At 37.2% G+C, this 20,071-nt stretch carries 20 protein-coding genes; 1 reads left to right on the top strand and 19 read right to left on the bottom strand.

What is annotated here, in order from left to right; genetic code table 11:
• Positions 1 to 50: 50 nt before the first annotated feature.
• From recG to KHA87_RS04205, 5 genes are all read right to left on the bottom strand, one after another.
• A complete protein-coding gene (gene recG / locus KHA87_RS04225; protein ID WP_213094237.1) occupies positions 51 to 2,099 on the bottom strand; it encodes an ATP-dependent DNA helicase RecG in 2,049 nt (682 codons plus the stop codon).
• Positions 2,092 to 2,979, bottom strand: coding sequence for an L-serine ammonia-lyase, iron-sulfur-dependent, subunit alpha (gene sdaAA, locus KHA87_RS04220; RefSeq protein WP_213092854.1), 888 nt, complete (start codon positions 2,977 to 2,979; stop codon positions 2,092 to 2,094). The genes recG and sdaAA overlap by 8 nt, the downstream gene beginning before the upstream one ends.
• A 280-nt stretch (positions 2,980 to 3,259) precedes the next feature.
• Entirely contained in the window at positions 3,260 to 3,922 is a 663-nt protein-coding gene (gene sdaAB / locus KHA87_RS04215) for an L-serine ammonia-lyase, iron-sulfur-dependent subunit beta (RefSeq protein WP_213092853.1), read from the bottom strand.
• Between the two features lie 95 nt (positions 3,923 to 4,017).
• Positions 4,018 to 5,694: a DAK2 domain-containing protein gene (locus KHA87_RS04210; protein WP_213092852.1), complete on the bottom strand. Its 1,677-nt coding sequence runs from the start codon at positions 5,692 to 5,694 to the stop codon at positions 4,018 to 4,020.
• A gap of 18 nt (positions 5,695 to 5,712) precedes the next feature.
• Positions 5,713 to 6,075: an Asp23/Gls24 family envelope stress response protein gene (locus KHA87_RS04205; protein WP_213092851.1), complete on the bottom strand. Its 363-nt coding sequence runs from the start codon at positions 6,073 to 6,075 to the stop codon at positions 5,713 to 5,715.
• Between the two features lie 211 nt (positions 6,076 to 6,286).
• Here KHA87_RS04205 and rpmB point away from each other — a divergent pair, with 211 nt between their 5' ends.
• Positions 6,287 to 6,475 carry a 50S ribosomal protein L28 gene (gene rpmB, locus KHA87_RS04200; RefSeq protein ID WP_055740455.1) on the top strand — a complete coding sequence of 63 codons (189 nt, stop codon included), beginning with the start codon at positions 6,287 to 6,289 and terminating at the stop codon, positions 6,473 to 6,475.
• 291 nt (positions 6,476 to 6,766) lie between these two features.
• Here the strand turns inward: rpmB and spoVM are convergent, their stop codons facing one another.
• The 14 genes from spoVM to remA all read right to left on the bottom strand — a co-directional run bounded on the left by spoVM (position 6,767) and on the right by remA (position 19,883).
• The gene (spoVM, locus tag KHA87_RS04195; protein ID WP_040341495.1) at positions 6,767 to 6,847 is read right to left on the bottom strand and encodes a stage V sporulation protein SpoVM; all 81 of its coding nucleotides are present in this window, start codon (positions 6,845 to 6,847) and stop codon (positions 6,767 to 6,769) included.
• Between the two features lie 206 nt (positions 6,848 to 7,053).
• On the bottom strand, positions 7,054 to 7,707 hold the full coding sequence (locus KHA87_RS04190; protein WP_213092850.1) for a thiamine diphosphokinase: 654 nt from the start codon (positions 7,705 to 7,707) through the stop codon (positions 7,054 to 7,056).
• A 52-nt stretch (positions 7,708 to 7,759) separates the two neighbouring features.
• Positions 7,760 to 8,410 (bottom strand): ribulose-phosphate 3-epimerase, encoded by a 651-nt coding sequence (rpe, locus tag KHA87_RS04185; protein WP_213092849.1) that lies wholly within the window; start codon positions 8,408 to 8,410, stop codon positions 7,760 to 7,762.
• Between the two features lie 2 nt (positions 8,411 to 8,412).
• Positions 8,413 to 9,300: a ribosome small subunit-dependent GTPase A gene (gene rsgA, locus KHA87_RS04180; RefSeq protein ID WP_213092848.1), complete on the bottom strand. Its 888-nt coding sequence runs from the start codon at positions 9,298 to 9,300 to the stop codon at positions 8,413 to 8,415.
• Positions 9,301 to 9,325: 25 nt separating this feature from the next.
• A complete protein-coding gene (gene pknB, locus KHA87_RS04175) occupies positions 9,326 to 11,323 on the bottom strand; it encodes a Stk1 family PASTA domain-containing Ser/Thr kinase (protein WP_213092847.1) in 1,998 nt (665 codons plus the stop codon).
• Entirely contained in the window at positions 11,317 to 12,087 is a 771-nt protein-coding gene (locus tag KHA87_RS04170; RefSeq protein WP_213094236.1) for a Stp1/IreP family PP2C-type Ser/Thr phosphatase, read from the bottom strand. Before KHA87_RS04170 ends, pknB begins: the two co-directional genes overlap by 7 nt.
• A 135-nt stretch (positions 12,088 to 12,222) precedes the next feature.
• On the bottom strand, positions 12,223 to 13,551 hold the full coding sequence (gene rsmB, locus KHA87_RS04165; protein ID WP_213092846.1) for a 16S rRNA (cytosine(967)-C(5))-methyltransferase RsmB: 1,329 nt from the start codon (positions 13,549 to 13,551) through the stop codon (positions 12,223 to 12,225).
• A gap of 4 nt (positions 13,552 to 13,555) precedes the next feature.
• Positions 13,556 to 14,500 carry a methionyl-tRNA formyltransferase gene (gene fmt / locus KHA87_RS04160; protein WP_213092845.1) on the bottom strand — a complete coding sequence of 315 codons (945 nt, stop codon included), beginning with the start codon at positions 14,498 to 14,500 and terminating at the stop codon, positions 13,556 to 13,558.
• Positions 14,497 to 14,982 (bottom strand): peptide deformylase, encoded by a 486-nt coding sequence (gene def / locus KHA87_RS04155; protein ID WP_213092844.1) that lies wholly within the window; start codon positions 14,980 to 14,982, stop codon positions 14,497 to 14,499. Before def ends, fmt begins: the two co-directional genes overlap by 4 nt.
• A gap of 37 nt (positions 14,983 to 15,019) precedes the next feature.
• On the bottom strand, positions 15,020 to 17,425 hold the full coding sequence (gene priA / locus KHA87_RS04150) for a primosomal protein N' (protein WP_213092843.1): 2,406 nt from the start codon (positions 17,423 to 17,425) through the stop codon (positions 15,020 to 15,022).
• Entirely contained in the window at positions 17,416 to 18,630 is a 1,215-nt protein-coding gene (gene coaBC, locus KHA87_RS04145) for a bifunctional phosphopantothenoylcysteine decarboxylase/phosphopantothenate--cysteine ligase CoaBC (RefSeq protein WP_213092842.1), read from the bottom strand. Before coaBC ends, priA begins: the two co-directional genes overlap by 10 nt.
• A gap of 149 nt (positions 18,631 to 18,779) precedes the next feature.
• A complete protein-coding gene (gene rpoZ / locus KHA87_RS04140) occupies positions 18,780 to 18,992 on the bottom strand; it encodes a DNA-directed RNA polymerase subunit omega (protein WP_213092841.1) in 213 nt (70 codons plus the stop codon).
• Between the two features lies 1 nt (position 18,993).
• Positions 18,994 to 19,608, bottom strand: a complete 615-nt coding sequence (gmk, locus tag KHA87_RS04135) for a guanylate kinase (protein ID WP_213092840.1) — start codon at positions 19,606 to 19,608, stop codon at positions 18,994 to 18,996.
• Between the two features lie 11 nt (positions 19,609 to 19,619).
• Positions 19,620 to 19,883: an extracellular matrix/biofilm regulator RemA gene (remA, locus tag KHA87_RS04130; protein WP_213092839.1), complete on the bottom strand. Its 264-nt coding sequence runs from the start codon at positions 19,881 to 19,883 to the stop codon at positions 19,620 to 19,622.
• Between the last annotated feature and the right edge of the window lie 188 nt (positions 19,884 to 20,071).

Here is a 20,071-nt window from a genome sequence, read left to right as displayed (position 1 = left end):
AGGGGAGAAAAGAATGCAAGATTCACCTTATCTCCCTGTCTTTATTCCTACTAATCTAGTTTTTCTCCATTCATAATACCGGATTCCTCAATGAAAAACCTTAACCTTTCATAAACTGGGTTTGTCCAAAAATCGTTGTCATTGATCAATTCCATAGCATCCTGTCGAGCTGTCTCTAATGTTCGGTAATCATGAACCATGTCGGCAATTTTAAATTCCGGCAAGCCACTTTGCTTTTTCCCGAAAAAATCACCTGGTCCTCTTAGCACAAGATCCTTTTCACTTAACACGAAACCATCATTTGTTTCCGTCATAATTTTCATTCTTTCTTTTCCAACATCAGATTTTGGATCAGCTAATAAAATGCAATAGGATTGCTCACTGCCTCTACCAACTCGTCCGCGAAGCTGGTGAAGCTGGGATAGCCCGAATCTTTCAGCATCATATATCACCATTACCGTTGCATTTGGGACATTCACTCCAACCTCTACTACAGTAGTTGAAACAAGGATTTGTACATCTCCTATGGTGAATAATTTCATTACTTCATCTTTTTCCGGCGCTGTGAGTCTTCCATGCATTAATCCTACTTGAAAACGATTTTGATAATGTCCTGATAGCATATTATATACATCAATTGCATTTTGAACGTCTAACTTATCGGATTCTTCAATTAGTGGGCAAATTATATAAGCTTGTCTGCCTTTCTCTAATTCCTTTTCAACAAAACCCAGTACACGATCTAATACTTCATGCTTCACCCAATATGTTTCTATTGTTTTTCTTCCCGCTGGCATCTCATCAATGATTGATACATCCATTTCTCCAAAAGCAGTAATGGCTAATGTTCTTGGAATAGGTGTTGCAGTCATAAACAAGACATCCGGAGTTTCCCCTTTTTCCCTTAAAACTCTGCGCTGTTCCACTCCAAATCGATGCTGTTCATCCGTTATTACAAGTCCCAGCTTATGAAAAAAAACATCATGCTGAATTAATGCGTGTGTTCCTATTAGGACATCAATTTCTCCGTTTTTTAATCTTTCAAGCAGTTCCTTTCTTCTCTTCCCTTTTATAGAGCTAGTTAACAAGGCAATTTGTACCCCATGCGGCTCGAGCATTTGAAATAAAGACTCTACATGCTGCTCGGCTAATATTTCCGTTGGCACCATTAAAGCACCTTGAAATCCAGCAGTAACCATTGCATACAGAGAGATAGCCGCCACTGCAGTTTTCCCTGATCCTACATCTCCTTGCAAAAGTCTATTCATTCTATATGGGGATTTTATATCAGCACAAATTTCGTTTACTACACGTTTTTGCGCATTTGTTAATGAGAATGGCAGAGAAGATATAAACTCTTTAAGTTTTATTAGATCATAATGATAGGATGTACCGCCGGAATTTTCCCGTTCAAACTTCCGTAAGGCCTGCATTTTTAATTGAAAAAATAAGAATTCCTCATACACCATTCTTCTTCTCGCTTGTTTCACATCTGCATCTGATTTTGGAAAATGTAATGAAAAAATAGTTTCCTTCCGGCCAAGCAATTTATACTTTTCCCGGAGATTCTCTGGTATATTTTCTTCAATGCTATTAACGTGTGTTTGATAGGCTTGTTTTATTAACTTTCGTAAGGTTTTAACAGTAATATTTCCTCTCACAGAATAAACTGGTTCAAATTCTGTGATTTTTTGATATGGCCCTATTTTTAGTTCCTGAACAGTAATCGTTTGACGATGCTGATCCCATTTTCCAGAAACGGTAATAGTGTCGTGAATGTTTATTTTCTTCTTTAAATATGCTTGATTAAAAAAAACAGCTTTAATTAAATATCTTCCAACCAATAAATGAACGGTTAATCTAGAGCGTTTTCGATTATAAAAGACAAGAGAAGGTTCACTATGAACCTTCCCTTCTATCGTTATTTTTTCATCATGCTTAACATCTTCCAAATCTCTTAAACGATAGTCTTCATATCGATACGGGAAATGCTCCAGCAAGTCTTTAACGGTGAATATTCCCATTACCGCTAAGGTACTTTCCGTTTCCTCACCTACACCTTTTATAACAGAGACAGAATCCTGTAATGAATTATTCATCCGATTTAAGCGGTATACCAAAAATCTTAGCCTCTAATCTTCGGCCTGTTGGTGTAGCCGCTAACCCTCCCTCAGCTGTTTCCTTTAACGCTGTAGGCATACTTTGACCAATTTTAAACATTGCATCAATTACTTCGTCACATGGGATCCTGCTCGTAACTCCCGCTAGCGCCATATCTGCTGCAACCATAGCATTGGCTGCACCCATCGCATTTCGTTTAATACAAGGAACCTCTACAAGACCTGCAACCGGATCGCAAACTAGACCTAACATGTTTTTCAATGTAATTGCCATCGCTTCCGCACATTGTGAGGGGCTTCCGCCAGCCATTTCTACGATAGCTGCCGCCGCCATTCCTGCTGCAGAACCTACTTCAGCTTGGCAACCACCTGCAGCCCCGGAAATAAATGCATTATTTGCCACTACAAAGCCGAATGCACCGGATGTAAATAGAAAATTTACCATTTGTTCTCTGGTTGGATGCAACTTATTCTTTACTGCAAACAATGTACCAGGAACAACACCAGCTGATCCGGCTGTTGGTGTCGCGCAAATCGTCCCCATTGCAGCATTTACTTCATTTGTGGCAACGGCCTTGCTGACAGCGTCCAGTATCGTCTCACCGGAAAGGAAGTTTCCTTTTTCAATATATTTTTGCAGCAATACAGCATCTCCGCCTGTCAAGCCTGAATGTGATGTTACACCTTGGATTCCGCGCTCAACAGCATCTTCCATTACTTTGAGGCTTTTATTCATTTGGTCATAAATTTCTTCGCGTGTTTTTCCCGTTACTTCCATTTCCTGCTCAATCATTATTTCCGATATCTTTTTATTTTGGGATTCCGCTAATTCAACTAATTCTGCTACATTCCGAAACATGGGAGAACCCCCTTTTACATATTTTCTTAAAACTGTTTTCGTATTAATTGTTGTTTTTCGTATATTGTTATTAATCCTAATATAGACTTCGCTCGGGGCATCTTTTCTTAGGAATGATTCTATTAGCAAAAGTAAGGTCGTTTCTAGGATATTTGTCTAAAAGAAACAATGTTTAAGAAAAAAGCCTTTCTTAAAAATAAATTAATTTGATACTTTTCAAGTATATATTGGAGCTCCTGCTTGAAAACGCTAACATAAATATCCTTTTGCAAAATAAATATTAATCTACAATTCTAGCCACTTGTGTAACGATTGGCAAAGCTTGTATCTCATCTATAATATTTTGATCAATATTCTGGTCGACTTCAATGGTCATCAATGCCATTTTTCCTTTCTCTTTACGAGAGACATCCATGTGTCCAATATTAATCTCATATTTGGATAGGATATTTGCCACTGCTGCGATAGCACCAAATCGATCATTATGAACAACCAAAATGGCCGGGTGGTGGCCGGATAATTTTAATGGAAAGCCGTTTAATTCCGTTATTTCAATCTTACCGCCGCCAATAGATATCCCCACAAGTTCTAACTCACCAGAATCGTCACCAATTTGGATTTTCGCTGTATTCGGATGATCAGGAACCGCTTCAGATTCAATAAATTCAATTGTCATATTTTTTTCTTTTGCAATTTCTATTGCAGAAATAATACGTTCATCAAATGTATCAAAATCTAAGAGGCCCCCGATTAAAGCAACATCTGTTCCATGCCCTTTATATGTTTTAGCAAAGGAACCATACAAATATATTTTTGCCCATTTTGGTTCTTTTCCAAAAAGGGTCCGGGCAACTCTTCCGATTCTTGCGGCGCCTGCTGTATGTGAACTGGATGGACCAATCATGACTGGCCCAATTATATCGAAAACACTTTTGTACTTCATTGCCAATACTCCCCTCTTATTCGGAAGGATTATTCCTCTTTATACTATGCAGCTATTTATGTTCCCGTTTTAATGTTCCACGTTTATTTAACCACTTATTCTATCGCAAAGATATAAGAATATATTGGTTGTTTTCCATTATGAACCTCGACTTCTATATCTTCGTAATTTTCGTTAATATATTCAACAAGCTTATTTGCCTGTTCTTCCTCCACATCTTCCCCATATATTACAGTTAAGATTTCAGCATTATCATCAAGCATTTGCTGTAATAATGCTTTTGCGGCTCCAAATGAATCAGGATTTGTACCAACGATTTTGCCGTCAGCAATTTCCATAAAATCATTTTTATTTATTTGTATTCCATCTATCGTTGTATCACGAACCGCATACGTAATTTGACCCGTTTTCACATGCTGCATTGCATCAGTCATCAAATCACTATTATCCTCCATATTTAAGGAAGGATTAAATGCTAATAATGCTGTCATACCTTGCGGAACAGTTTTTGAAGGGATAACAATCACTTCCTCTTCAACAACATCTGCAGCTTGTTCAGCGGCCATTATTATATTTTTATTATTTGGTAAAACGAATATTTTCTTGCCATTTGCTTCTTTAATGGCTTTAACTAAATCCTCCGTGCTTGGATTCATCGTTTGGCCGCCTTCAATGACAGAAGTAGCACCTATGCTTTTAAATAACTCTGCTATGCCTTCTCCCATTGATACAGTCACAATTCCAAATTCCTGTTTTTCTTTTTCCTTTGGATCTGTCGTTAATGTATTATGGGTTTGCTCGACAATAGAACTGTGCTGTTCCCGCATATTCTCTATTTTAATCTTGATTAAGCTTCCATATTGCTGTCCATAAGACAAGACATCTCCAGGCTTTTCTGTATGGATATGAACTTTTACAAGTTCTTCATCCGAAATAACTAACAAGGAATCACCATGTTTGTCTAAATCATTGCGAAATTCATCTTCAGAGAACGGATGTTTTGCGAGCTTTTTAGGTTCTAATTTAACCATTATTTCAGTACAATAGCCATATTTAATATCCTCTGTATTCATAAATCCTTGGACACTTTTATGATGCTCTGCGTTCACAAGCTCTGTCATAGAAGCAGTAATTGTAGGATTTGTTTGAATTGTTTCTCCTTTTAGCTCCGCTAAAAAGCCCTCATATACACAAACAAGACCCTGACCACCACTATCTACTACACCTACTTCCTTTAACACAGGGAGCAGGTCTGGAGTACGGGATAGTGAAGCTTTTGCTTCCTTCACTGTTTCCTCCATAACAATCACAATATTTTCTTGTTTTTTTGCAATTTGAACAGCTTTTTTTGCAGCATCCTTTGCTACGGTTAGTATAGTTCCCTCTACTGGTTTCATTACTGCTTTATAGGCAGAATTAACTCCTGCCTCTAAGGCAGAGGCAAACTCTGTACTCGTAACAAACTCTTTGGTTTCAATATATTTACCAAAGCCTCGAAAAAGCTGTGATAAAATAACACCAGAATTGCCACGTGCCCCCATTAGCAATCCTTTTGCAAGAGAAGATGCAACATTTCCAATATGGTCTTGTACATTTTTTTGCACTTCTTTTGCACCTGATGTCATAGTCAAATTCATATTTGTTCCAGTATCACCGTCAGGAACGGGAAAAACGTTCAATGCATCCACCATTTTTGCATTCGCGGTTAGATTATTTGCCCCGCTAATGATCATTTCTGCAAAACGTTTTCCATCCAATGATGTTATTACCACTAATAATATCCTCCCTTATTACGGGTTTGTTACCCGAACTCCTTGAACATAAATATTGATTGATTCAACGGATAAACCAACTGTTTTATCCAATGTATATTTCACCTTTGATTGTACATTATGAGCAATTTCCGAAATTTTCGTACCATAGCTTACAATAATATACATATCAATATGTACTTCATCGTTTTCCTGGCGAACAATGACACCGCGAGAGAAATTATCTTTACGCAATATGTCTGTAATGCCATCTTTGATTTGATTCTTTGAGGCCATACCAACTATCCCATAACAGTCCACTGCCGCACCGCCTGCAATGGTTGCGATTACATCATTTGAAATATCAATTTGACCATAAACCGTGTTCATTTCAATGGACATTATCCGTTCCCCCTAGTGTAAAATAGCGAAATATTGAAGCTAAAGTCATTTTACTATACTATAGGTGTTTTTAAAAGTCGAATCTCTTTTAAACTATGGCGCTATTGCATTATTATGGGTTGTATGATAAATTATTAAGGTATCTTTTAAGACGAATATTGAAGTGATGAAACGAATGATATGTTACATCAGTAGTAAGGAGGGGAATTCAATGCCTAAAAAATGTGTAATTACTGGTCGTAAGACTCGTTCTGGAAATTCTCGTTCTCATGCGATGAATGCTAATAAACGTACTTGGGGTGCAAATCTTCAAAAGGTACGTATCCTTGTAGACGGAAAACCTAAGCGTGTTTGGGTTTCTGCAAGAGCATTAAGATCCGGAAAAGTGGAACGTGTATAATAAGCGTGCCAAAAACATCCATGATTTACATGGATGTTTTTTTATTTATTATGTTGTTTTTTCGCATGTATTGTTAAATTCCAAACGCCGCTTATAACATATTGCTATTGATTTAGTTCTCCAGCCTAAGAAAGAATTGGTTTCGGGGCATTTTTCCTTAAAATGAATATTAATACATAACAAAAGTAACGGATTCAAATGCAATAAAGTTTAAGAAAAGATCCATCACTTACAACAAAACAAAAGCACCTCTTTGGGTGCTATGAAAAATCTGCTTATTCATCTAATAATTTATCCTTTTTTAAAAGTACCTAACATAGCACGGACAATGCCCCCTAAAAATCTAGGCAGTTTAATCGTATAAAATTTCATATATTTCCCTCCTCGTCAATCTTAGAGCAAGCAATGAATCTCTTAAAATCCCTTCGTTCCCAAGAATAATCGGTTTGTAATTTTTTTATAAATCTAACCCATTTCTTAATATTCCGTGGGATCAAATTTCATTGTCTAGATAACGTTAATATTATATTCAATAATAAAATAATAAGTACGGCACCCATGAAAAAACGGGCGCTGGATTAAACGTCTTTACTTCTTATCATCATTAATATGCCGGAACTAAAAGAAAAAGTACCGATTTCTTCAAGAAGTTCATTACTTATACATAAGGTGGTGCCTTGTTTGATGCATTTATTTGAAAGAGGGTATTTAAAGCCTGTTAAATTAATATTTGTTACTTCTGTTGAAAGTGGAAGAAATGATACATACTTAAAACTATTTAATTGATGAATTTTATACGTTCCCGGTGTATATGTACTTATCTTATTTTGACAATCCACTATTTCAATTTCACAATCAGATTGCAAAAATTCTTCTCGAATTAGCAGAAATGCATTGGCAAAATAATGGTCCGCCCTTCCACCTGTCGCACCGAAAATAAGAATCTTTGTAGGGGTAGTCTGTAGTGCCCACTGCAGTGCCAATTCTAAATCCGTTTCATCTTTCTCGGGATTATACTCCATTACATTTTTTACTTTATTGCGAATAATGCTCCGCTCCGAATCCGAAACGGAATCAAAATCGCCAAAAGCGAAATCGGGGTTTATACCATTTTCCAACAAATAAAATACCCCATAATCAACCCCAACCCAAATACATGGATCCTTGAATTCTTGCAAATTTGGTATATATACAGACGGTCCACCTGCAACAATACATACTATTTTATTCATATTGCCTCTACCACCTTAGAATTAATAAAAAAATCAGCATTAAGCTGATTTTTTACTTGAAATATTTTAATGCATTGATTGCTTCTTTTCTATTTTTTTCATTATAAATAGCTGACCCAGCGACTAATACATTCGCTCCTGCTTCTACACATTGCTTCGCAGTGGTGGAATTTATTCCTCCATCCACCTCAATTTCTGTAGAAAGCCCATAAGAATCCACTAATTCCTTTACCTTTTTTATTTTTGGCAATACAGACGGGATAAAGCTTTGTCCTCCAAATCCAGGATTTACGGTCATCAGTAAAATTAAATCTACATCTGCTAATACATGTTGCACAGTTTCCACAGGTGTTGCCGGGTTTATCACTACTCCAGCTTTCACACCAAAGGATTTTATATGCTGAATAGTTCGATGAAGATGGGGACATGCCTCCACATGCACGGAAATATAATCTGCTCCTGCTTTTGCAAACGCCTCAATAAATTGGTCAGGATTCTGAATCATTAAATGAACGTCCAAGGGGAGCTTTGTAATCGGTCGGATTGCTTCCACGACTAGTGGCCCCATTGTAATATTAGGAACAAAATGTCCGTCCATTACATCGATATGAAGATAATCTGCACCACTGTTTTCAACATCTCTAATTTCTGTCGCTAAATTTGAAAAGTCAGCAGATAAAATGGATGGGGCAATTTTAAACATAATTAATACCTCGGCTTTCTATCCTTTATTTCTTGTAAAAACTGCAAATAATGCTGATATCTATACTCTGCAATTTCATTGTTCTCTACTGCAAGCTTAATTGCACATTTTGGCTCATTTAGATGTAGACATCCTCGGAATTTACAAGCGGATCTGCGAGACTCCATTTCCGGAAAACAATTAGACAAATACTCGGCTTCCAGCTCCTCAAAATCCAAGGAGCTGAAGCCTGGTGTATCTGCAACTAGACCGTTCCCATTTTCAATTTCTATTAATTCAACATGTCTTGTTGTATGTCTCCCCCGCCCAAGATGAGTAGAAATCTCATCCGTTTTAATAGATAGTTCGGGATTAATAGCATTTAATAGGGATGACTTGCCGACACCGGATTGCCCTGCAAACACGCTGGTTTTACCTCTTAAAGCATCAAGAATGAATTCTATTCCTTTCATCCTTTTCGAGGATGTAAGAAATACTTCATACCCAATAGACCTATAATCCTTCACATAGTCCTCTAACTGCTCTAACTCAGCCCCTTGTAAGAGGTCTATCTTTGAAACAGCAATAATAGGTGTAATCCCGCTTGCCTCCACTAACACTAAAAAACGATCCAGCAATGCTGTACTGAAATCAGGTTCTTTTGCTGAAAACAATAAAACAGCTTGATCTACGTTTGCTATCGGAGGACGTACTAACTCATTTTCTCTTGGCAAAATTTCCATTATATAACCATCTCGCTCATTATCCGCTTGAAACTCTACATAATCGCCAACTAATGGTGTAACTTTATTTTTCCGAAAAACACCTCTACCGCGACATTGTGTTATTTTGCCGTCATGTAGAACATAATAAAACCCACTTAATGCCTTAATAATTTTACCCCTCGGCATTGCAGCACTCCTAACTATTTATTATTTAGTCACCAGGATAAGGAACAGTATCTTCCTTGAATACGCTATTATCACGCATAATTCTATAGGCCGCCTGTTTCCCTTTTTCAATTCTAAACTCCAGTTTCTTCTTCGTGTTACCTGTAATATCAAAAGTATCTACCGGTGTTGTCATCGTATGATCCATGTCATCAATATAAATTTGTACCTTTTGAGGCTTGCCATCCTCCGTAGGTTCATATGGAATATCTACTTCTATTTCTACTGTTTTTGGCGGAATTTCTTTGGGACCTTTAGAAATTACGACCTTTACTCTATCCCCTTTTACAAGCTCAGTGCCGGGATCTGGTGATTGCCTTATCACAGTACCTTCTTGAGCTGTATCAGAATAGTCCTGTTGAGACATATCGATAATGAGCCCGGTCTCTTCTGCATAATCTTTTAGACTTTTTTCATTATAATCCGTTAAATCTTTTAATTTTATTTTCTCTTGGCCTTTACTCACTGTAAATGTAAGAATAGTATCTCCCGGTACTACCTCTTGATCCGGTGGATGGTCCTGATCCAAAATTGTTCCTTCCGTACTATCATCGTACACTTCATTCTTCCGTATATCTTTAAAGCCTTGGTCCTTTAATAATTGATAAACCGAGTCAAATTGTTGTCCCTTATAATCAGCAAGAGGATATTTTTCTTTCCCTGTACTTACAAAAATATTTATAGTAGAGCCTTCTTTGACTGATTCCCCAAATTTAGGATCTGTTTTAATAACATTATTTTCTGCTATTTCCTGACTTGGTGTTTTAATTGTTTGTCCAATTTCAAAGCCTTTGTCCTTTAAAATCCTAATGGCATCCTCAATTGGTTTATCTGTCACATCAGGAACATCTATTTCTTTTGGTCCGAGTAAATCAGGCAAGAAAACAAAAACTAACCCTGCTAGTATAATGAACAATACCAGACTAGAGCTAACAATCCATGGCCATTTTCTTTTTTTCTTCTTTTGCTTATTATTATTACCTTTTTTCTTATTATTAGATGAAGCATCACTATCATCCATATCCTGATTTTGATTAACCTTTGAATGAACTACAGTTCTTTCACCATCCCGATTTGGAACGGAATTTAAATCGGATAGGATTGGGATAACTTTCGTTGCATCATCATCAACTGGAGTAGTAAATTTAGGTTCGTTTATCCTTTCCGGATCTAGAGCAGTTCTTATATCCTCTTCCATTTCTTCTACATTTTTATAGCGATGGAAAGGATCCTTTGCGGTAGCCTTCAAGATAATGTTTTCAACACTTTGCGGTATTTCTGGATTCCATCTCTTTGGAGAAGGTGTTTCGGACTGCAGATGTTTTAGAGCAATCGAAACAGCAGACTCACCGGAAAATGGTAAGCGGCCAGTAAGCAATTCAAACATCACAATTCCAAGCGAATAAATATCGGACTTGCGAGTTGCCATACCGCCTCTTGCTTGTTCTGGCGACAGATAATGTACAGAGCCTAAAACAGAATTTGTTTGAGTAATGGCCGTAGCTGATAGAGCCATTGCTATCCCAAAGTCTGTAATTTTTACGACTCCATCCCGATCAATTAAAATATTTTGCGGTTTAATATCCCGATGAATGATATGATGCTGGTGTGCATGGGAAATTGCCGATGTCAGCTGCTGCATAATATCCAATGCTTTTTCTACTGATATAGGAAAATATTGTTGAATATACTGTTTTAAGGTCATTCCATCCACAAATTCCATGACAATATAGTAAATATCATTTTCTTCCCCAATATCGTAAATATTTACGATGTTAGGGTGAGCTAAACTTGTAGCTGATTGTGCTTCTCTTTGGAAACGATGTATAAATTCTTGTTCATTTGCAAAATCTAAGCGTAGTATTTTAATGGCAACATCACGATCTAGTATCATATCCCGTGCTAAATAAACATTTGCCATACCGCCTCCGCCGATCATATTAATGATTTTATAGCGGTCATTAAGTCGTTTACCAATCAGCATTCTTGACACCCTCTTTCGTCAGGCAAGGGGAAATCAATCATAACTAATGTAATGTTATCCTCACCACCGTTTTCGTTTGCTAAATCAATCATTGCTTGTGCTTTCTCTTCCATGGTCAGGCCTTCTTTACATATCATTTCTTGTATTTCCGTATCTGATAATTTATCATAGAGGCCATCAGAACAAAGCAATAAACAGTCTCCATCCTCTACTAAAATGGTTTTAATATCGACACCTACTGTTTTTTCTGTCCCGATAGCCTTCAGAATTAAATTTTTTCTAGGATGATATTGTGCATCTTCTTTTGATATTTGTCCAGTTTTGACGAGTTCATTTACTAGTGTATGGTCTTCTGTTAATTGTTGAAACCCGTTTTCATTTAATAAATACCCACGACTGTCTCCTATATTGGCGATTGTAACAAATTCATTTGTACATATTGCAGCTACCAATGTAGTCCCCATTCCATCGAGATTAGGATCTGTCCTAGAATGCTCAAAAAGTATATTATTAACATCAGTTATTGTTTTACGAAGCCAATTTTCAGCAACGCCAGCATCCATTTTCTCTATTGGGAATGAATTTATCCAACACTTTCTCATTTCACTAATAGCCATATCACTGGCAATATCCCCAGCGTTATGCCCGCCCATACCATCTGCAACAATCGCCAGATAAACACCAGTCTGACTGATTAAAATATCCCCATTATCTTCATTATTAGGACGAACCTTCCCTTTATCTGTCTTTACAACATATCCCATCATTCTGTCACCTCTTTTCGAAAATTGCGATCCATTTCGAAGGCTATTATTTAACAGATTCTCAAATACCTACCTTACTTTTACGACTTTCATCAACAATTCTCCTGCTAACCTCTCAACCAGTAGTAAGGTCAACTATGATCTTTTTTTAAAACAAGCAATAAAGAAACCATCACTTCCGATATCTTGAGGGAATATTTGCAAATAGTTACCATTAACAAACGGTTTTATGGTGGATGGTACATTGATGGAATATGGTTCGAAATCAGGAAATTGATCCAAGAAGAATTGAACAGTACCTTCATTTTCATCCTTATCTACAGTACAAGTGCTATAGGTTAGAATACCACCTGGTTTCACTAATCGTGCTGCTTCTGTCAAAATAGTATGTTGTATCGTTTGCAAGGCATGTATATCCTTTATCGTTTTTACATATTTAATATCGGGTTTTCTTCTTAACACACCTAAGCCTGAACACGGTGCATCCACTAGAACACGATCGAAAATTCCATTTTGATAGTGTTCACCGATTTTACGGCTATCCAACACATGTGTTTCAATATTATGTAATCCTAGTCGATCTGCATTCTCCATAATTAGTTTTACTTTATGTTCATGAAGGTCATGAGCGAAGACTTTACCGGTTCCATTTAACTTTTCTGCAATATGAGTTGTTTTTCCTCCAGGAGCTGCACAAGCATCTAAAATCTTTTGATTATGTTCAATTTCCATTGCATATGCAACAAGCATGGAGCTCTCATCCTGAATAGTAATATAACCGTTCATGAAGCACTGTGAATGGGCAAGATTTCCTTTTCGCGATCTTATTGCTTCCGGAAGTATTGGGCTTGCCTCCACTAAGAACCCCTCTTCTTCTAAAAGACGTAGCACCTCATCCCGAGTTGCTTTCGTTATGTTTACTCGTGCCGTTTGTAGAGGTGCGATTAAATTTTCCTCGCACATACCTCTTGTTTTCTCCATTCCAAATTGGTCAGTCCATCTCTGCACGAGCCATTTTGGATGACTGGTCTCAATAGAGAGACGTTCAACAGGATCTTTAATCGTCTCAAGGGACGGCACACCGTTTCTTTGAATTGCCCTAAGGACACCGTTTACCATCCCTGAAATGCCCTTATGACCACGTCTTTTTGCAATTTCCACTGCCTCAAAAAGAACCGCACGATCTGGTACTTTGTCTAAATACTGCATTTGATATAGGGAAATCCTCAGGAGATTCTGCACCCAAGGTTCCACCTTCTTTTGCAAAAAAGGCTTTAAAAAGAAATCCAATGTTAATTTTCTTTGTATTGTTCCGTATGTAATTTCTGTAAGCAATCCGACGTCAGGACCTGTAATATGATTCTTTTCAATAACATTATTTAATAACAAATTGCTGTACGACTGATGTTTGTCAATTGCTTCAAGTATATCTAGCGCTGCTTCTCGCACATTTTTTTTTGGCATCTTTTTAATCTCCTAAAATTTTACCTTTTAAAACATCCTTATCCATTCCATTAAGAAATTGTTCTGCAGACATTTTCTTCTTTCCTGAAGGCTGCAGCTCGGTTATTTTTATAGCTGTGCCATTTCCTGTAGCAACCACAATACCGTCCTTTAATACATTAATAATAGTTCCTGGACCGTTTTTTGTGCTTCCAGAAACTTTTTCGCCCCACCAAATCTTTAAAACTTCTCCATCCAACATTGTATAGGCGACTGGCCAAGGGTGAAGTCCGCGAATATGATTATAAATCTCTTCGCCGCTTCTTGCCCAATCAATTTTTTCTTGCTCCCGTTTTATATTGGAGGCAAAGGTGGCAAGTTCTTCTTCCTGTTTAATTGGAGTAATTTCATTCTTTAAAAGTTTCGGCAATGTTTCCGATAAAAGATTCGCCCCAGCTTCACTTAGCTTTTCGTGTAAACTTCCAACATGATCCGAATCAAGTATTGGTACTTTCACTTGACTTATGATATCCCCGGCATCTAATTTTTCTGCCATATACATAATCGTGATCCCTGTTTTTTCCTTTCCCTGTAAAATAGCATAGTGAATAGGCGCTCCGCCTCTTAGTTCAGGTAGAAGCGATGCATGTACATTGATGCACCCATACTTTGGTGCATCTAATAGCTGTTTCGGAAGGATTTGTCCAAATGCAGCGGTTACAACTAAATCGGGATTCAGGCTAAGGACCTTATCCAATTCTACCGGATCCTTTATTTTTTCAGGCTGGTACACAGGAATATTATATTTTTGAGCTGCTACCTTTACTGGAGGAGGTGTTAACAAACGCTTTCTGCCAACAGGGCGATCAGGTTGAGTTACTACTGCAGCAATATTATAGCCATCTTGTATTAATCTCTCTAAAACTGGAACCGAAAAATCGGGTGTTCCCATAAAAACAAGCTTTGTCATCCGTTTTCCATCTCCTCTAATTCTTCCTCTTTTACATAATTCAATACTTTTGATGTAAATAAAATTCCATGTAAATGATCAATTTCATGTTGGATTGCACGTGCAAGAAATTCTTCTGCTTCGATGATGAATGTCCTGCCTTTCACATCTTGTGCCTGCACCTTTACATAATTGGGACGTGATACCGTCCCATATAATCCTGGAAAGCTTAAACAACCCTCAATATCCGTTTGTTCACCTTTGGTTTCTAATATGACAGGATTAATTAAATCTATTTTTCCTAATTCATCCCCAACATCGACGACTGCAATTTGCAAGTCGACACCAATTTGCGGAGCTGCTAAGCCCACACCATCCGCTTCTAGCATAGTTTCATACATATTTTTCACCAATGCCTTTAATTTGCGATCAAATTGTTTAACAGGCTTGCATTCAATCTCTAATATTTCTGCGGGATGCTTTACGATTGGGAGTATTGCCATCCATTTTTCCTCTTTTCAATTTTTAATAAGTTCAATATTACATCATCATATAAGGATTGACATCAATGGAGATTGTTAGTCCATCCGTTTTTCTTTGCTGTCCAAAGTGTTCCAGTACCAGACGCAGATTTCTTGCCAGGTCCGGTTCCCGCTTGTATTTTATCAGACATTGATAACGATATCTATTATTTATTCTGGGAATAGGTGAGGTAACAGGACCTAAAATAATAGATTCCTCCGAGATTTTCGTGCGAATAAACTTAGCTATTTTCTCTGTTACCGAAACAACCTTCAATAGTTCCTCATGGCTAACCGTTATTAGCGCCAAGTAATAAAACGGTGGGTAGGATCCTACTTTTCTCATAATCATTTCTTGTTTATAAAAACGGTTATAGTCCTGTTTCCCTGCAAGTTCAATGCTATAGTGCTCAGGAGTATAGGTTTGAATGACAACTTCGCCTTCTAGCTCATGCCTTCCAGCCCTTCCACTAACCTGTGTTAACAGTTGAAATGTCTTTTCTGAAGAACGAAAATCCGGTAAATGCAGCATTGTATCTGCACTTAATACTCCTACCAGTGTAATATTTGGAAAATCCAAACCCTTTGCAATCATTTGTGTCCCTAACAAAATATCCGCTTTTCCTTCTTGAAATTGCTGCAGTAATCTTTCGTGAGATCCCTTCCTGCTAGTTGTATCTACATCCATTCGAACAACTCTTGCTTCCGGAATCAGCTTGCCAATTTCCTCTTCCACCTTTTGGGTTCCTGTCCCAAAATATCGTATATGTTCGCTATTACATTCCGGGCATGTATTTGGCACAGTAGCTTCATGGCCGCAATAATGACATTTCATCTGATTCGAATGACTATGGTAGGTTAATGAAATATCACAATGAGGACACTGAATCACAAAACCACAATCTCGGCACATGACAAACGATGAATATCCGCGCCTGTTTAAAAATAAAACGGATTGCTGTTTTTTTTCTAGACGATCTTGCAGCTTGGAAAATAATTCTCTTGAAAAAATGGACCGATTCCCACTACGGAGCTCCTCCCTCATATCAACAATAGATACTTTTGGAAGATCCTTGTTATTCATCCTTTTTTTCATGGATAAGAGTGTATAAACTCCTTTTTGTGCTCTTGCAAAAGACTCTAGCGAAGGAGTTGCACTACCAAGTATAACTGGACAGCTATGATAATTCCCGCGAAAAATAGCTACATCTTTTGCATGATATCGTGGATTTTCCTCTTGTTTGTAGCTAGTCTCATGTTCCTCATCAATAATAATTATTCCTAGATTTTCAAATGGAGCAAATATTGCCGATCTTGCGCCCACCACTACTTTTACTTCTTTTCTCTGTATTTTTCTCCATTCATCATAATGTTCCCCTACGGATAGCCCACTATGGAGGACTGCTACATCGTCTCCAAACCTACCCTTAAAGCGTCTAACCATTTGTGGTGTAAGGGAGATTTCTGGGACGAGTACAATTGCTTCCTTTCCGTTACCCAAAACCTTTTGGATTGATTGCAGGTACACTTCCGTTTTACCGCTGCCCGTTACACCATATAATAGAAATGTCTCATGGCGAACTTCATCAATAGAACGAATGATTGGTCCTATTACCTGATTTTGTTCTTCCGTTAATCGGAGAGGTTCTGTACGTTCGAATATCCTGTCCTGATATGGATCACGGTAAACCTCCTGCTGTTTTTCGAGCAAATAACCTTTTTGAACCAGTGGACGAACAGTTGAAAGGGACGCTCCTGTATTATTTGATATTTCGTTTATAGTTAAAATTTTCTTCCCGCTACTTAAGAAACACTCTAGTATTTGTTTTTGTTTAACTGCTTTTGTGGGATAGGAGTCAATTAGCTTTTCCAAATCTTCCATGGATAAAAGTAGTGAAAAACTTGTAAGCATTTTTTTATTACCCTTGCTTTTAACCGTGTAGCGAACCTCTACATTCCCCTTTTTCACTTCTTTTTGTAATAGTGGGAGAACCTTTTTCTCTTCAGCCTCTTCCCAGGATATTTCGCTTTTATTCCCGAAGATTTTAGTTAATTCGGCGTCATGTTTGTTCCCAATTAAATAAAGTATTTTTTTATACTTTGCCTTCATAGCTGAAGGAAGCATGGCTTGAAAAGCAGAAACTTTCAGGCATAATGTAGTATTTGTCAACCACTGCCCGAGATTCAGCAATTCTTCATTAAGGACAGGGGAGAGATCCAGTGGCTCTACTATCTCTTTCAATTTGTCAGTCTCTGAGTTATTTTTTATTTCTATTACAAATCCTTGTATCGTTCGCGATCCAAAAGGAACGGCGACTCTTGTGCCTGCATATATACTGTCTTTCCATTCCTCAGGTATTAGATAATCATATGTCTTATCAGTACGCATTGTTGGAACATCAACAATTACGCTGGCTACTTGCATTCTGAAACTCCCTCTTTCAAAGCCTTGTGTATCTCCATTAGTATCTTATGTGCAGCATCGTGCTTACTTAACAATGGAAGCTCCAATCTAGAATGATCCTTTTTATAAATAGTAACGATATTGGTATCACCTTCAAATCCGGCGCCTTCCTTTGTTACATCGTTTGCAACAATCATATCTGCATTTTTTCGTTCTAATTTACTCCAGGCATATTCATCGATCTTGTCTGTTTCAGCTGCAAATCCCACTAGAAAAGGCTTGTCCTCCCTCTGTCCAAGTTCAAATAGAATATCCTTTGTTCTTTCAAATTCTATCATTAGATTTCCATCTTTTTTCTTTAGCTTTTGATTTGAAACTTCTTTTGGACGATAATCAGCTACTGCAGCACTTTTGATAATAATGTTTGCTTTCTGATAATGTTCCATCACAGCATTATACATATCTTCCGCACTTACAATTTTGATAAATTGTGCACCTTCAGGAACAGGGAGTGATTCAATATTTGAGATTAAGATAACGTTTGCACCAAGTTTAATCGCTTCTTCTGCCAAAGCAAATCCCATTTTTCCTGAAGAACGATTGGTTAGATATCTCACTGGGTCCATCATTTCTTTTGTAGGTCCAGCAGTAATAAGAATTGTTTGACCTGCTAAAGTATCCCTTTTCGTTTGAAAGTAATCCTTCACAAGTGAAACAATTTTCTCGGGTTCTTCAAGTCGTCCTTTTCCAACATAGCCGCATGCTAAGAATCCTTCATTTGGTTCAATGAACTGATATCGGAAGCTAGCAAGTGTTGCTATATTTTTCATCACGGCAGGATGATTATACATATGAACATTCATAGCGGGTGCAATCCATACTGGAGCAGTTGTTGCCAATAATGTTGTAGTAATCATATCATCCGCTATTCCGTTAGCGAGTTTTCCAATTACATTGGCAGTAGCAGGGGCAACAAGTACAAGATCAGCCCAATCAGCCAAATCAATATGTGCAATCACCTCAGGGTGCTTTTCATCAAAAGTATCAATATAAACATCATTTCTGGATAAAGCTTGAAATGTTAATGGTGTTACAAATTGGCATGCTGATTTCGACATGATTACTTTTACCTTTGCGCCTGATTGAATTAATTTACTAGTTAATGCTGCTGCTTTATACACAGCAATACCACCTGTTACACATAATAAAATATTTTTATTAAGCATAATAACCTCCGGAATTCTTATTATCTGTCCAGCTACAGCGCCTAACGGCTAGCAGATTAGCAAGGCCCTTTAGCTTTTCTTTCTATTATGAAGTATTTCATGTCATGTTAAAAGAAAAAACAACCTATTTTTAATAGGTTGTCTTAAGATTACTCTTGGATATTTGCTTCTTCGGATTGGATGACTAATTTTTTCTTATAAATTTCTTCCAAAGCTTTTCCAACATATTTTTGAGAAACATAGTTGCTCATTAACATGTTTTCTTCTTCCTGCAGGTTTCGTGCTCTTTTTGCAGCAACTGTTACTAATGAGTATTTGGAATCAATTATTTTAAGTAATTTGTCAATGGATGGATATAACATTCTATTCAACCTCCAGCATTTTTTGATATCTTGGTGCAACCCGATTTGTTCTACAGTGCTCTGCCTGTACGATCGCCTTTATACGATTACAAGCTGCCTCTACTTCATCATTTTCGACTACATAATCATAGAGACTCATGAGTTCAATCTCTTTTCTTGCTTCTTTCATTCTATTTTGTATTAATTCATCTGTCTCCGTGCCCCTTGTTACAATCCTAGATTGTAGTTCATTTAAGCTTGGCGGAGCAAGAAAAATAAATAATCCTTCTGGAAATTTATCCCTTACCTGTCTTGCACCTTGAACTTCAATTTCCAGAAAAACATCTTTGCCGCCCTCTAATGTTTCATTAACATAATCGATAGGAGTGCCATAATAATTACCAACATATTCTGCATATTCCAACAGCTTATCCTGAGCAATTAATTCCTCAAATTCTTCTTTTGATTTAAAAAAATAATCTACTCCATCTACTTCGCCTTCACGTGGTTTTCTGGTTGTCATGGAAATAGAGTATTCGAATTGTGTATCCTCTTGTGAAAATATCGCTTTTCTGACAGTTCCTTTTCCTACACCAGATGGGCCGGAAAGAACAATTAATAAACCTTTTTCCTTCATCAAAAAAAATCCTACCCTTCTTCTCCATTGTCATCCTTATTATTTAAGCGATGAGCTACTGTTTCTGGCTGCACAGCAGATAATATGACATGATCACTGTCCATAATAATAACCGCTCTGGTCCGTCTTCCATATGTAGCATCTATTAGATTTCCGCGATCTCTTGCATCTTGAACCAGCCTTTTGATTGGCGCCGATTCCGGACTCACAATGGAAATCATCCGGTTAGCTGAAACAATGTTGCCAAAACCAATATTAATAAGCTTAATAGACATAATAATCCCCCAACTACCATTAATCTATTTTGACCTTTTCAAATAAGAAATAATCAATTTTGCTTTAGATAATGTATCTGTTCCAGCCTTAGTCAATAATTGCAGAATTGTAATGAACTAATAAATTGATAATAATAATCTAATAAGTTCCAGTCAATATGTAGAATAAATAAAAATCATGAAAAAAA

It is taken from the genome of Bacillus sp. FJAT-49736 (genome assembly GCF_018343615.1).
Classification (GTDB): domain Bacteria; phylum Bacillota; class Bacilli; order Bacillales; family Bacillaceae_C; genus Margalitia.
Note: the sequence above shows the minus strand (reverse complement) of the source record. Positions and strands in the feature narration are given on the sequence as shown.